At 69.2% G+C, this 13,276-nt stretch carries 12 protein-coding genes and 1 pseudogene; all 13 read left to right on the top strand.

Going from position 1 to position 13,276, the window contains the following annotated elements; genetic code table 11:
* Positions 1 to 1,241, top strand: a pseudogene (locus tag E3O19_RS18425) (primosomal protein); the annotation flags it as partial.
* Positions 1,216 to 2,241, top strand: coding sequence for an HAD-IIA family hydrolase (locus tag E3O19_RS13040; RefSeq protein ID WP_134568251.1), 1,026 nt, complete (start codon positions 1,216 to 1,218; stop codon positions 2,239 to 2,241). The pseudogene E3O19_RS18425 and the gene E3O19_RS13040, both read left to right, overlap by 26 nt.
* A gap of 16 nt (positions 2,242 to 2,257) precedes the next feature.
* Positions 2,258 to 2,473, top strand: a complete 216-nt coding sequence (locus E3O19_RS13035) for a hypothetical protein (protein WP_134568249.1) — start codon at positions 2,258 to 2,260, stop codon at positions 2,471 to 2,473.
* 206 nt (positions 2,474 to 2,679) lie between these two features.
* Positions 2,680 to 3,492 carry a TlyA family RNA methyltransferase gene (locus E3O19_RS13030; protein ID WP_241981365.1) on the top strand — a complete coding sequence of 271 codons (813 nt, stop codon included), beginning with the start codon at positions 2,680 to 2,682 and terminating at the stop codon, positions 3,490 to 3,492.
* Positions 3,493 to 3,496: 4 nt separating this feature from the next.
* On the top strand, positions 3,497 to 4,414 hold the full coding sequence (locus tag E3O19_RS13025) for an NAD kinase (RefSeq protein WP_134568247.1): 918 nt from the start codon (positions 3,497 to 3,499) through the stop codon (positions 4,412 to 4,414).
* Positions 4,415 to 4,528: 114 nt separating this feature from the next.
* Positions 4,529 to 6,241, top strand: a complete 1,713-nt coding sequence (recN, locus tag E3O19_RS13015; protein WP_134568245.1) for a DNA repair protein RecN — start codon at positions 4,529 to 4,531, stop codon at positions 6,239 to 6,241.
* 14 nt (positions 6,242 to 6,255) lie between these two features.
* Positions 6,256 to 7,968 (top strand): CTP synthase, encoded by a 1,713-nt coding sequence (locus E3O19_RS13010; protein WP_420898616.1) that lies wholly within the window; start codon positions 6,256 to 6,258, stop codon positions 7,966 to 7,968.
* Positions 7,969 to 7,971: 3 nt separating this feature from the next.
* Positions 7,972 to 8,652 (top strand): NUDIX domain-containing protein, encoded by a 681-nt coding sequence (locus E3O19_RS13005; RefSeq protein WP_420898615.1) that lies wholly within the window; start codon positions 7,972 to 7,974, stop codon positions 8,650 to 8,652.
* Entirely contained in the window at positions 8,649 to 9,554 is a 906-nt protein-coding gene (gene xerD / locus E3O19_RS13000) for a site-specific tyrosine recombinase XerD (protein WP_134568243.1), read from the top strand. Before E3O19_RS13005 ends, xerD begins: the two co-directional genes overlap by 4 nt.
* 555 nt (positions 9,555 to 10,109) lie before the next feature.
* Positions 10,110 to 11,027, top strand: a complete 918-nt coding sequence (locus E3O19_RS12995) for a ParA family protein (protein ID WP_134568255.1) — start codon at positions 10,110 to 10,112, stop codon at positions 11,025 to 11,027.
* Positions 11,011 to 11,820, top strand: a complete 810-nt coding sequence (locus tag E3O19_RS12990; protein WP_134568241.1) for a segregation and condensation protein A — start codon at positions 11,011 to 11,013, stop codon at positions 11,818 to 11,820. The genes E3O19_RS12995 and E3O19_RS12990 overlap by 17 nt, the downstream gene beginning before the upstream one ends.
* A complete protein-coding gene (gene scpB / locus E3O19_RS12985) occupies positions 11,810 to 12,469 on the top strand; it encodes an SMC-Scp complex subunit ScpB (protein ID WP_134568239.1) in 660 nt (219 codons plus the stop codon). The genes E3O19_RS12990 and scpB overlap by 11 nt, the downstream gene beginning before the upstream one ends.
* A complete protein-coding gene (locus E3O19_RS12980) occupies positions 12,466 to 13,254 on the top strand; it encodes a pseudouridine synthase (protein WP_134568237.1) in 789 nt (262 codons plus the stop codon). The genes scpB and E3O19_RS12980 overlap by 4 nt, the downstream gene beginning before the upstream one ends.
* The last annotated feature ends 22 nt before the right edge of the window (positions 13,255 to 13,276 follow it).

Here is a 13,276-nt window from a genome sequence, read left to right as displayed (position 1 = left end):
GCGAGCGTGCCCCGTACCGTGGGAACTCCGACCGCCCGTCCGGTGGCGGCGAGCGCAAGCCGTGGGCGAAGGATGGCGAGCGTGCCCCGTACCGTGGGAACTCCGACCGTCCGTCCGGTGGTGGCGAGCGTAAGCCGTGGGCGAAGGACGGTGACCGCAAGCCGTGGGGTAATGCCACGCAGCGCGGCGGATCGCCGAACCGTGCCGGCGCGCCGCGAGACGCCGGCAAGAAACTGTGGACCCGCGAGGGTGCTCCTGCCCGCGGCGACCGGGACGCCCGGGTTGTCGAAGAGGAGATGACCGAGGAGCAGCGCATGCAGCGTGAGCTGCGTTCGGTGCGTCCCCACCACGACGACCCGGAACTTCCCGACGACGTCACGTCGCAGGACCTCGATCGGATCGCCCGAAACGAGCTCAAGACCCTGAGCAAGGACAACGCGGAGGCCGTCGGTCGGCACCTCGCCATGGCCGCCCGCGTCATCGACGAGGATCCGGAGTTGGCACACCGCCACGTCATGTCGGCTGCCCGTCGGGCCGGCCGCATCGCCGTGGTCCGGGAGAGCCTGGCAATCACCGCCTATGCGACGGGCGACTTCGCTCTCGCCCTGCGCGAACTGCGCACCTATCGGAGGATCTCCGGCTCCAACGATCAGCTTCCGCTCATGGTGGACAGCGAACGCGGCGTCGGACGCCCCGACCGCGCGCTCGAGCTCGGCCGGTCCGTCGATCGGGCGACTCTGCCGGCATCCGTTCAGGTTGCCCTGGCTATTGCCATGTCCGGCGCCCGACTCGACCTGGACGAGGCCGAGGCCGCGCTGAGCGAACTCGAGATCCCGCAGCTGGACCCGAAGACCGCGTTCTCCTATAGTGCGGAACTGTTCTCCGCCTACGCGGAGGTGCTCGCAGAACTCGGCCGTGAAGACGAGGCCGAGCTCTGGACCGAACGCGCCGATCGTGCCGATGCTGCCGTGTCCGGCGCGTCTGACGGGGACGAGACCATCGAGATCCTCGAGATAGAGGACGACGAGTTCGAGGACGAGGAGTTCGAGGACGACGAACAGGACACTGATGTGGTGATCGAGGATGATGCGGTGATCGCGGCTGTCGAGATCGGCGGGGTATCGACAGGCTCGACCACCGAAAACACCACCATCAGCGACGACTCAAACGCCGAGGGCGAGCAGACCGCCGACGACGAGGGTCGGCAGGGACAGGATGCTGAGGCGTCGCCGCGTGGCTGAGCCGTTGACCCCCTTGTCCGGCGTGGACGTGGTGCTCGCTGACCTCGATGGCGTTGTCTACACCGGTCCGGGCGCGATTCCGTTCGCGGTGGAGAGCCTCAATCGCGCGGCGAAGACCATGCGGGTCGGCTACCTCACCAACAATGCGTCCCGCACCGACCAGACCGTTGCCGACCACCTGAGCGAGCTCGGCCTCGGGGCGGTGGCGACGGATGTCGTCACCTCGCCCCAGGCCGCCGTGCGCCTGCTGGCCGACGAGGTCCCTGCCGGCGCGCTCGTGCTCGTCATCGGGGGCGAGGGTCTCGTCGTCGAGGTCGAAAGGGGTGGCTTCGTCGTCACCCGGTCGGCCGACGACAAGCCGGCCGCCGTCATCCAGGGCTTCTCGCCCGACCTCGGCTGGAAGGACCTCGCCGAGGCGGCATTCGCACTGCACCCCCGCGCCGACGGCGTGGAGATTCCCTGGATCGCCACCAACACCGACTGGACCATCCCCGTTGCCCGCGGCATCGCCCCGGGAAACGGCACCCTGGTGGCCGCCGTGCACACCGCCGTCGGGCGCCTGCCGATCGTGGCAGGCAAGCCGGAGGTCGCCATCTTCACCGAGGCCGTCAACCGGTTTGGGGCCAGCCAGGCGCTGTTCATCGGCGATCGTCTCGACACCGATATCCTCGGCGCGAACCGGGCCGGCATCCCCGCCGTGCTCGTGCTCACTGGGATCGACAAGGCGAAACAGGCCCTCGCGGCCGACGCGGCGTCCCGGCCCCGGTACATCCTCGATGACCTCCGGCAGTTGCACGAGCCGTACCCGGAGACCGTGTTCTCCAAGGACGGCACGTCGGCCACGGTCGATGGGGCAACGGTGCGTCTGCGCGGCGCTGATGTCGAGGTCGTCGCCGAAGGCGACGGCGCCATCAACCTGCTCCGGGCCGCGTGCGCCGTGATCTGGGCTTCCGGGCGCCCGATCTACGGCCTGAATGTTCCGGAGCGACTGTATCTCTGACGGTAACGTTGAAGGCGTGACAGAGCACCCCACCCCGGCTGCGCGGGCGGCGCCCGCGCCCCGCGCCCCATCGACAGACGCAGCAACCATCGAGCCGGCGGAATTGGTTTCCACACTCGACGCGATCGGAAACCAGCCGCTCGAGGAGCGCGCCGCGGCCTACGTGCAGCTGCACGAACGCCTCCGCGATCAGCTCGAGGGCGGCGACGTTCCGCGATCGACCGACGCATGACAGGGGAACGGATGACCGACGAGAACCCGACCGAACCGATGGGGACTGATTCGACGAATGTCAGCCAGCCGGTTGCGGCTCTGCCGGTTGCGGCTCTGCCGGTTGCGGCTCTGCCGGTTGCGGCTCTGCCGGTTGCGGCTCTGCCGGATACTGCTCTGCCGGATGCCAGCCCGGACACGCCCGGGCAGGCTCCGCCCGGTGAGGACCTGCCCGAACTCGCTCCTGACCAGCGCCTCGACACGGCCCTCGCCGAGCGCGGCCTGGCCCGCTCCCGTACGGTGGCCGCGCAGTTGATCACCGGTGGCCTGGTCACAATCGACGGCAAGCCGGTCGTGAAGGCATCCGCGAAGGTGCGGGACAACCAGTTGATCGAGGTGGCGGCGACCGACCATTACGTCAGCCGGGGAGCTCACAAGCTGATCGCCGCGCTCGACGCCTTCGCCCTGCCGGTTCAGGGCCGCACCGTGCTCGATGCCGGGGCGTCCACCGGCGGGTTCAGCCAGGTGCTGCTCGAACGCGGCGCAGCCCGCGTGCTCGCCGTCGACGTCGGCCACGGGCAGCTCGCCCCGCTCCTGGCGATCGAGGCCCGGCTCGTGCTCGTCGAGGGCTTCAACCTGCGCTATTCCACCGCGGAGTCGCTCGCCGCGGCCTCCGGGGTCGACGTCCCCTCCGACCTGGTCGTCGCCGACCTCTCCTTCATCTCCCTGCCGCTGGTGCTCCCGGCCCTTGTCGCGACGGCCGCGCCGGGCGCCGACTTCGTGCTGCTGATCAAACCGCAATTCGAGGTCGGAAAGGGCAGCATCCGGGAAGGAATCGTGCACGACGCCGGCCTGCGCGCTGACGCGATCGCCGGCGTGCTCTGGGCAGGGTGGGACCTGGGCCTCCGCACGAATGGCCTGATCGCGTCTCCGATTGCCGGCGGTGCGGGCAACCGGGAGTATCTCTGCTGGCTGAGCCGCGACTCCGGCACGAATCCGACAGAATGGATCGACCGCACAACGGCACTGGTGGGAGCCTGACAACATGACTGCAGCACGCCACATCCTCGTCGTCGCGCACACCGGGCGGCAGGACTCCCTCGAGGCGGCCGTCACCGTGTGCCAGCAGCTGCTCGCGGCCGGAGCGGTGCCGGTGCTGGCCCGCAACGAACGCGCCGACCTGCTCGCCTCCTGCCCGGAGCTCGACTCCCGGCTGGCGATCCTGCACGACACGGTCGACGTCACCGACCTCGAACTCGTGGTCGTGCTCGGCGGGGACGGCACCATCCTCCGCGCCGCGGAGATCGTGCGCGGCTGCTCGGCGCCGCTGCTCGGAATCAACCTCGGCCACGTCGGCTTCCTCGCTGAGAGCGAACGCGACGACCTCGGCGAGGCCGTGCGGCGCGCCCTGTCCCGCGACTACCTGGTCGAGGAACGGATGGCCCTCGCCGTGCGAGTCAAGGTCGGCGAAGACGTCATCTACGAGACCTGGGCGCTGAACGAGGCCACGGTCGAAAAGGCCAGCCGTGAACGGATGCTCGAGGTCGTCATCGAGGTCGACGGCCGCCCGCTCTCCTCCTTCGGCTGCGATGGCGTGGTCATGTCCACGCCCACCGGGTCGACCGCCTATGCGTTCTCCGCCGGCGGCCCGATCGTCTGGCCGAGCCTCGACGCCCTTCTGCTCGTGCCGCTGAGCGCACACGCCCTCTTCGCCCGGCCGCTCGTGGTCGGCCCGGATTCGTCGCTGGCCGTCGAGGTGGTCGCCCGCACCGGCGCCGCCGCGGTGCTCTGCGCCGACGGCCGCCGCGTGCGCGACCTCCCGCCGGGGGCGCGCGTGATCGTGCGCCGCTCGCCCATCCCGGTTCGGCTGGCCAGGCTGCACAGCGGCCCGTTCACCGACCGCCTGGTGAACAAGTTCAACCTGCCGGTCACCGGCTGGAGGGGGCCGGTCGGACGTGAGTGAGCACGGCGTGAGTGGGCACGGCGTGAGTGAGCACGGCGTGAGTGGGCACGGCGTGAGTGGGCACGGAGCGAGTCACGACGGCGCGAGTGAGCACGGCGCGAGTGAGCCCCGGCAATGATCGACGAACTCATCATCAGGGACCTCGGCGTGATCGCCGAGGCGACCCTCCCGCTCGGCCCGGGGTTCACCGCGGTCACGGGGGAGACCGGTGCAGGCAAAACCATGGTCGTGACCGCGCTCGGCCTGCTGCTCGGCGAACGCGCCGACCCCGGTCTCGTACGCCAGGGCCAGGCCCAGAGCTGGGTCGAGGGCCGCTGGCTGATCCCCGCCGACGGCGCCGTTGCCAGCCGGGTGCGGGACGCCGGGGGAGACCTCGACGGCGGAGAGCTCATTCTCAGCCGCTCGGTCTCCGCCGAGGGCCGCAGCCGGGCCGTGGTCGGCGGGCGCAGCGCGCCCGCGAGCGTGCTCAGCGACCTCGGCGGCGACCTCGTTGTTGTGCACGGCCAGTCCGACCAGGTGCGCCTGCGGTCGGCCACCGCACAGCGCGCCGCGCTCGACCGATTCGCCGGGCCCGACCTCGCCGGCACCCTCGACCGGTTCGCGGAAACCTTCCACCGCTGGCAGGACCGCCAGGACCAACTCTCCCTGCTCGTCGACGAGCAGGACCAGCGAAGCCAGGAGGCCACCCAGCTTCGCGATGCCATCGACGAAATCGAACGGATCGCCCCCCAGCGCGGCGAGGACGACGAACTGGGCGCGCGCGCCGAACGGCTCGGCAACCTGGAGGAGCTCCGTGTCGCGGCAGCGCAGGCCCGCGAATTCCTCTCCGCCGAGGAGAACCCCGACGGACTCCCGGATGCCGTCGCCCTGCTCGACTCCGCTCGCCGCCAGCTCGAACGAGCCGGCGAGCACGACCCGGCACTGCCCCCCATGGCCGAGGCCCTCGCCAACGCCGGCTTCGTCGTCGCTGACGTCGCCGCCCAGCTGTCCAGCTATCTGGCCGGCCTCGACGCCGACGGTGCCCGGGAACTCGAGGTCGTGCAGGAACGTCGGGCGGTTCTCACCGCCCTGGCCCGCAAATACGACGACGGCCTCGACGAGGCGATCGACTTCCTCGATACCGGCAGCGCCCGGCTGCTTGAGCTGGACAGCGACACCGACCGCATCGATGCCCTCCGCGCCGAGACCGAGGCCGACCGGCTGGTCGTGGAGGACCTCGCCGACCGGCTCACCGGCATCCGCCTGGCGGCCGCCGAGCGCCTCGGAACGGCCGTCACCGCCGAACTGAGCGCCTTGGCCATGCCGGATGCCGCCCTGGTCGTTGAGATCGACAGCCGCCCTGAGATCACCGCCACCGGCCGTGACCTCGTGCGGATCCTGCTGCGACCGCACGCCGGCGCCGAACCGCGCACCCTGGCGCGCGGGGCATCCGGTGGTGAGCTCTCCCGGGTGATGCTCGCGATCGAGGTCGTCATCAACGCGACCGACCCCGTTCCCACATTCGTCTTCGACGAGGTCGACGCCGGCGTCGGCGGGGCGGCGGCGATCGAGATCGGGCGGCGACTCGCCCGGCTTGCCGAGACCGCCCAGGTGATCGTGGTCACGCACCTCGCCCAGGTGGCGGCGTTCGCCGGCAACCATCTGAGCGTCGTCAAGGACAGCGACGGCGCCGTCACGGCCAGCAGTGTGCGGCAGTTGCACGGCGACGAACGGGCCGCCGAGATGGCCCGGCTCCTCTCCGGCCTGCCCGATTCCGCGAGCGGGCTGGAGCATGCCCGAGAGCTCATTTCCCTCGCCCGCACCAACAGAACGGCCAACCCACAGTGATAGAGTCGAAGCCCGTGGTGGAAAATAAAAGCACGGACAAATCAGACAGCACCGATCGCAATACAACGGTCAAGCACATCTTCGTGACCGGTGGTGTTGTTTCCTCATTGGGCAAGGGCCTGACGGCCGCAAGCCTCGGCAATCTCCTGACGGCCAGTGGTTTGCGCGTCGTCATGCAGAAGCTCGATCCCTATCTCAACGTGGACCCGGGCACCATGAACCCGTTCCAGCACGGCGAGGTCTTCGTGACCGACGACGGCGCGGAGACCGACCTCGACATCGGCCACTACGAGCGGTTCCTCGATATCAACCTCAATCAGGCCGCGAACGTCACGACCGGCCAGGTCTACTCGCAGGTGATCGCCAGGGAACGCCGCGGCGAGTACCTCGGCGACACCGTGCAGGTCATCCCGCACATCACCGACGAGATCAAGAGACGGATGCGCCTCCAAGCCGACGACGAGCCGCGCCCCGACGTGATCATCACCGAAATCGGCGGCACCGTCGGCGACATCGAGTCCCAGCCGTTCCTCGAGGCCGCCCGCCAGGTGCGCCACGAGCTCGGCCGCAAGAACGTCTTCTTCGTGCACGTCTCCCTGGTGCCGTTCATGGCGGCCTCCGGCGAACAGAAGACCAAGCCGACCCAGCACTCCGTCGCCGCCCTCCGCTCGATCGGAATCCAGCCGGACGCGCTCGTGCTGCGCAGCGACCGGCCCGTCTCCGAGTCGAACAAGCGCAAGATCGCACTCATGTGCGACGTCGACGAAGACGCCGTCGTCAACGCGATCGACGTGCCCAGTATCTACGAGATCCCCACCATGCTGCACGAGCAGGGTCTGGACCGGTACATCACCGACCTGCTCGACCTCCCGGTCACCACGGTCGACTGGACGGCCTGGCAGAAGGTACTCGACGCCGTGCGCGAGCCCAAGCACGAGGTCACCATCGGGCTGGTCGGCAAGTACATCGACCTGCCCGACGCGTACCTTTCGGTAACCGAGGCCCTCCGGGCCGGCGGGTTCGCCAACCAGACCAAGGTCAAGATCGACTGGATCGCATCAGACGAGTGCGAGACCGACGAGGGCGCGGCCCGCCACCTCAGCGAACTCGACGGCATCTGCGTGCCGGGCGGTTTCGGTGTACGCGGCATTGAGGGCAAGCTCGGCGCCCTGCGGTTCGCCCGGGAGAACGGCATCCCCGTGCTCGGCCTCTGCCTCGGCCTGCAGTGCATGGTGATCGAATACGCCCGCAACAAGGCCGGACTGATCGGCGCGTCCTCCTCCGAGTTCGACCCGGAGACCGAGTTCCCGGTGATCGCGACGATGGAAGAGCAGGTCGAGATCATCGCCGGCGGTGACCTGGGCGGCACCATGCGCCTCGGCCTCTACCCGGCCACCCTCGCCGAGGGATCGCTCGTCTCGGAGCTCTACGGTGCCCCAGAGGCCTCCGAGCGCCACCGTCACCGCTATGAGGTGAACAACGCGTTCCGCGAACAGATCGCGGATGCCGGCATGTGGTTCTCCGGAACCTCGCCCGACCGCCACCTGGTCGAGTACGTCGAGCTCAAACGTGAGGAGCACCCGTTCTACGTCGGCACGCAGGCTCACCCCGAGCTGCGGAGCCGGCCGAGCCACGCGCATCCGTTGTTCCGCGGCCTGATCGGCGCGGCGCTTGACCGCCAGCAGGCCAGTCGCCTGTTCGAGGTCGAGGTCAAGGTTGAGGCCTAAGCGTTGGTCGACACCGCGGTGAGCGCCGAGAACTCCGACAGCACTGAGTCTGCGGCGCTACTCGCCGACGAGTTCGCTTTCGCCCCCGTCACCGACACCGGGATCGTCTTCGACGGCAAGGTCTGGGACGTGCGCCGCGATACGTTCGACTACGCGGGTTCCGGGATCGTGCGCGAGTACCTCGATCACCCCGGTGCCGTGGCGATCCTCGCCATCGACGATCAGGACCGGGCTCTCCTGATCAAGCAGTACCGGCACCCCGTGCGTGTTCGCGAGTGGGAACTCCCGGCCGGGCTGCTCGACGAAGATGGGGAACACCCGCTCATCGGGGCGCAGCGCGAACTCGCCGAGGAAGCCGACGTCACCGCCGGCGACTGGAACGTGCTCAGCGAGTTCTACACCTCGCCGGGCGGCAGCAACGAGGTCATCCGGATTTACCTGGCGCGCGGTCTCGCGGCCGCGTCCGACGTGTTCGAACGCACCGAGGAGGAGGCCGACATCGAGATCCGGTGGGTGCCGCTGGACGAGTGCGTCGACGCGGTGCTCGCCCGCCGGTTGCAGAACCCGTCGCTGGTGATCGGCGTGCTCGCCGCTCACGCGTCACGGGCGCGCGACTGGGGCTCGCTGGCGCCCGCGGACACGCCGTGGCCGCGGCATCCGATCAATTGGGACCACTCGGTGTGAGCGTCGCGACGGCTGTGGATTCGTACCTGCGGCACGTCGCAATCGAGCGTGGGCTGAGCGTCAACACGGTCGCCGCGTACCGGAGGGACCTCATCATCTACGCCGGTTGGCTCGCAGGACACGAGCTGGCCGACCTGCGCGCGATCACCTCGCTGCACGTGGGGGAGTTTGTGCGGTTCCTGGGGCTGCGCGAGGAGTCGCCGTTGACGGCGGCGTCGATCGCGCGCATTCTCTCGACCGTGCGCGGGTTTCACCGTTTCCTGCTCGAAGAGGGCGTCGTCGAATCGGATGTCGCGCACGAGTCGAAGCCGCCCAAGCTCGGTACCCGGCTGCCCAAGGCCATCTCGATCGAACAGGTCACCGCGCTGCTCGCCGCGACCGACGGCGACGACGTGCAGGCGCTGCGCAACAAGGCCCTGCTCGAGCTGCTCTACGCCACGGGCGCGCGGGTCTCCGAGGCGGTGAACCTCAACGTGGACGATGTTCTCGAGCAGGATGTCGTGCGGCTCACCGGCAAGGGCGGCAAACAGCGCATCGTGCCGGTCGGCAGCTTCGCCCGGTCCGCCATCGACGCGTACCTGGTGCGGGCGCGGCCGCGGCTCTCCGGTCGAGGCAAGGCCACTCCCGCGTTGTTCCTGGGCCTCCGCGGCCAGCGGGTGAGCCGGCAGAACGCGTGGCTGATCATCCGGGCCGCCGCCGAGCGCGCCGGCCTCGACGGGCACGTGTCACCGCACACGCTGCGGCATTCCTTCGCTACGCACCTGCTCGCCGGCGGCGCCGACGTGCGAGTCGTGCAGGAGCTCCTCGGCCACTCGTCGGTCGCGACGACCCAGATCTACACCCTGGTCACGGTCGACACCCTGCGCGACATGTACACGACAGCGCACCCCCGCGCCCGCTGACCGCGTCGGCGCTTGATCCGGCCCGGTGTTTGATCCTGTCGAGATCTTCACCCGGGTCATGACGCGCTCGACCACACGGGTCTTGACATCGCGCCCGCCCTCATCGCGCCCGCCCTCACCGCGCCCGAAACCGCTGGGCGCTGCCGCGACCGCGGGCGCGGGCTGCCGAAACCGCCGCGGGATCGAGGACGAAGCGTCTGCGCAGCCCGGCCTCGACGGGCTGGACCACCGGTGGCTGGACCACCGGGACGAGGGGCCCGGCCTCGACGGGCTCGACCCCTGGGGCCGCTCGAGCGCGGGGTGCCACGCTCGTGGCGTGCGTCGTTGCTCCGGGCGCACGGTCTGCCGCGGGCCCGCTTCCCGGATGTGCGCCGCGAGGAGCCTGGTCTCGACGGGCTCGACCCCCGGGGCCGCTCGACTGCCGGGACGAGGGGCCCGGGCTCGACGGGCACGACCACCGGGGGCTCGACCCCCGGTGCGGTTATCACCGGGAGCGGCGCTTATCGGCGATCCTTGCGAGCGGGAGCCAATCCGATCGCTACACTCGACACAGTGATGGGTGCAGGACGGATCGAGGACATCTCAGTGGCGCGTAAGCAGGGTGACCGGATACTACTCCCCGGTTTCGAGGATGTACCAGTAGGTGCTACCGGGCGCCCGAAACGCGAATTCGACGAGCCGGAGGCCCTCAAAAGCCACGGCCCGGCGCGAATCATCTCGCTGTGTAACCAGAAGGGTGGCGTCGGCAAGACGACGACCACCATCAACCTGGGTGCGGCCCTGGCCGCCTACGGCCGCCGTGTGCTGGCGATCGACTTCGACCCGCAGGGCGCTCTCTCGGCCGGCCTCGGCGTGCCAACGCACGACGTCACCACCATCTACGACCTTCTGCTGAGCGGTTCGGTGAACCCGAGCGACGCGATCCAGAAGACCTCGGTCGAGAACCTCGACATCATCCCGGCCAACATCGACCTGTCCGCCGCAGAGGTGCACCTCGTGAACGAGGTCGCCCGCGAGCAGATCCTCGCCCGGGTGCTGCGGAAGGTCTCCGGCGACTACGACGTCATCCTGATCGACTGCCAGCCCTCGCTCGGCATCCTCACCGTGAACGCGCTCACCGCGAGCCACGGCGTGCTCATCCCGCTCGAATGCGAGTTCTTCGCCCTGCGCGGCGTCGCCCTCCTGATCGAGACCATCGACAAGGTGCGCGACCGGCTCAACCCGGCCATCGAACTGGATGGCATCCTGGCCACCATGTACGACTCCCGCACCCTGCACTCCCGCGAGGTGCTCGAGCGGGTCGTCGACGCGTTCGGCGACAGCGTGCTCGAGACCGTCATCGGCCGTACCGTCAAGTTCCCGGACGCATCCGTTGCCGGTGTTCCGATCACCGAGTTCGCGCCAGAGCACGCGGCAGCCAAGGCGTACAAGCAGGCGGCGCGGGAACTGATCCAGCGTGGCGCCGTCGCCTGACGCGGCCGCTCCGAAAGCATTCTCGGTTGCCCTCGGCAACTTCGAGGGCCCGTTCGACCTGCTGCTCACCCTGATCAGCAAGCACGAACTGGACATCACCGAGATCTCGCTCAGCCAGGTCACCGACGAGTTCATCGGCTACCTGCGCGGGCTCGACCAGACCGAAGAGCTCGACCAGGCCACCCGGTTCCTCGTTGTGGCCGCTACCCTGCTCGATCTCAAGGTCGCCGGGCTGCTGCCGCAGGGCGAGCTCGTCGACGCCGAGGACGTTGCCCTGTTCGAGGCCCGCGATCTCCTGTTTGCCCGGCTGCTGCAGTACCGCGCGTTCAAGACCGCATCGGCCTGGTTCCTCGGCCGGATGGAGACCGAGGCCACCAGGCACGTTCGTTCGGTGCGGCTCGAGGAGAAGTACCGCGCGCAGACGCCCGAACTGGTCTGGACCCTCTCGCTCGGCGATTTCGCGGCCCTCGCGGCCCTCGCCCTCACCCCCCGGGAGCTACCCACTGTGGGCCTGGACCACCTGCACGCGCCGCTAGTGAGCATCCGGGAACAGGCAGCCTACATCGTGTCGATGCTGCGGTCGGGGGAGACCCTCACCTTCCGCGAGCTGATCGTGGGCGCCGAGCTCAAGGGCGTCGTGATCGCCCGTTTCCTGGCCGTGCTGGAGCTCTACCGGCACGGCGCCATCTCCTTCGACCAGCTCGAACCGCTCGGCGACCTCAGCCTGCACTGGAGTGCCGAGTCCTGGTCCGAAGCCAACCTCGCCGACCTCGGAGCCGACTATGACGCTTGACACCGTGCACACCAGCGACCTGACCGCTGACCCCACTCAGGATGCCACGGGCACGCGGGTCGACACCCCCGACATCGCCCAGGATGCCGCGGCCGGGCTTCCCGCGATCGAGCGCACACTCGAGGCACTGCTCATGGTCGCCGACGAACCGCAGGGCCTGATCCACCTGGCGACGGCCGTCGACCGGCCTCTGACAGAGGTCAGGGCCGCGATCACCCGCCTGGTCGCCGACTTCGACGGCGTCGCGGGCACCGTGCGCCGCGGTTTCGAACTGCGCGAAGTGGCCGGCGGCTGGCGCATCTACGTGCGCCCCGAACACGACCTGGTCGTCGCAGATTTCGTGCTCACCCAGAACCCGAGCCGGCTCTCCCAGGCCGCCCTCGAGACCCTCGCCGTGATCGCGTACAAGCAACCAATCAGCCGCGGCGCGGTAGCCTCGATTCGGGCCGTTAATGTTGACTCGGTCGTGCGCACCCTCCTGGGTCGAGGTTTGATCACCGAGGCCTTCACCGACAGCGAGACCGGCGCGATCAACTACGCCACCACCGACCTATTGCTTGCCCAGCTTGGAATCAACTCGCTGGACGAGATGCCATACATTTCGCCGTTGCTCGCAGACGGCGCAGACGGATTTGAGGATCTTCCATGACCATCGACCCCCAGGGCACCCCGACCAATCCGGATGCCGCCGCAGACGGTGTGCGCCTGCAGAAGGTCATGGCCTCCGCCGGCGTCGCCTCCCGCCGCGTCTCCGAAGACCTGATCGCCGCCGGCCGCGTGCGTGTGAACGGCAAGGTCGTCACGGAACTCGGCCGTCGCATCCACCCCGATACCGACAAGATCGCCGTGGACAACATCGCAGTGCAGCTCGACACGACCCGCCGCTACGTGATGCTCAACAAGCCCGTCGGCGTGGTGTCCTCCATGCAGGACGAGAGCGGACGCCCCGACCTGCGCGAGTTCACCGAACGGTTCGAGGAACGCCTCTTCAACGTGGGCCGCCTCGACGCCATGACCAGCGGCCTGCTCATCCTCACCAATGACGGCGACCTCGCGCACGTGCTCGCGCACCCCTCGTTCGGTGTGACCAAGACCTACATCGCCAAGGTGGAGGGCCGAGTGGCCGCGCAGACCATCGGGCTCCTGCAGAGCGGCATCGAACTCGACGATGGCCCCATCTCCGCCGACAAGGCCCGCATCCTGACCAGCCCTCCCGGCGACGGCTTCAGCCTGGTCGAGCTCACCCTGCACTCCGGCCGCAACCGGATCGTGCGCCGAATGATGGAGGCCGTCGGCCACCCCGTCGTCGACCTCGTGCGCCGCCAGTTCGGCCCGCTGCACCTCGGCACCCTCCGGGTCGGCGACGTGCGCGACCTCACCAAGGCGGAACTGGGCCAGCTGCTCACCGTTTCCCGAGCCGAAACCACGGACTAGCCCGAACACCAGGAGAACCACC

The organism is Cryobacterium algoritolerans, assembly GCF_004402785.1.
Taxonomy (GTDB): Bacteria; Actinomycetota; Actinomycetes; order Actinomycetales; family Microbacteriaceae; genus Cryobacterium; species Cryobacterium algoritolerans.
Note: the sequence above shows the minus strand (reverse complement) of the source record. Positions and strands in the feature narration are given on the sequence as shown.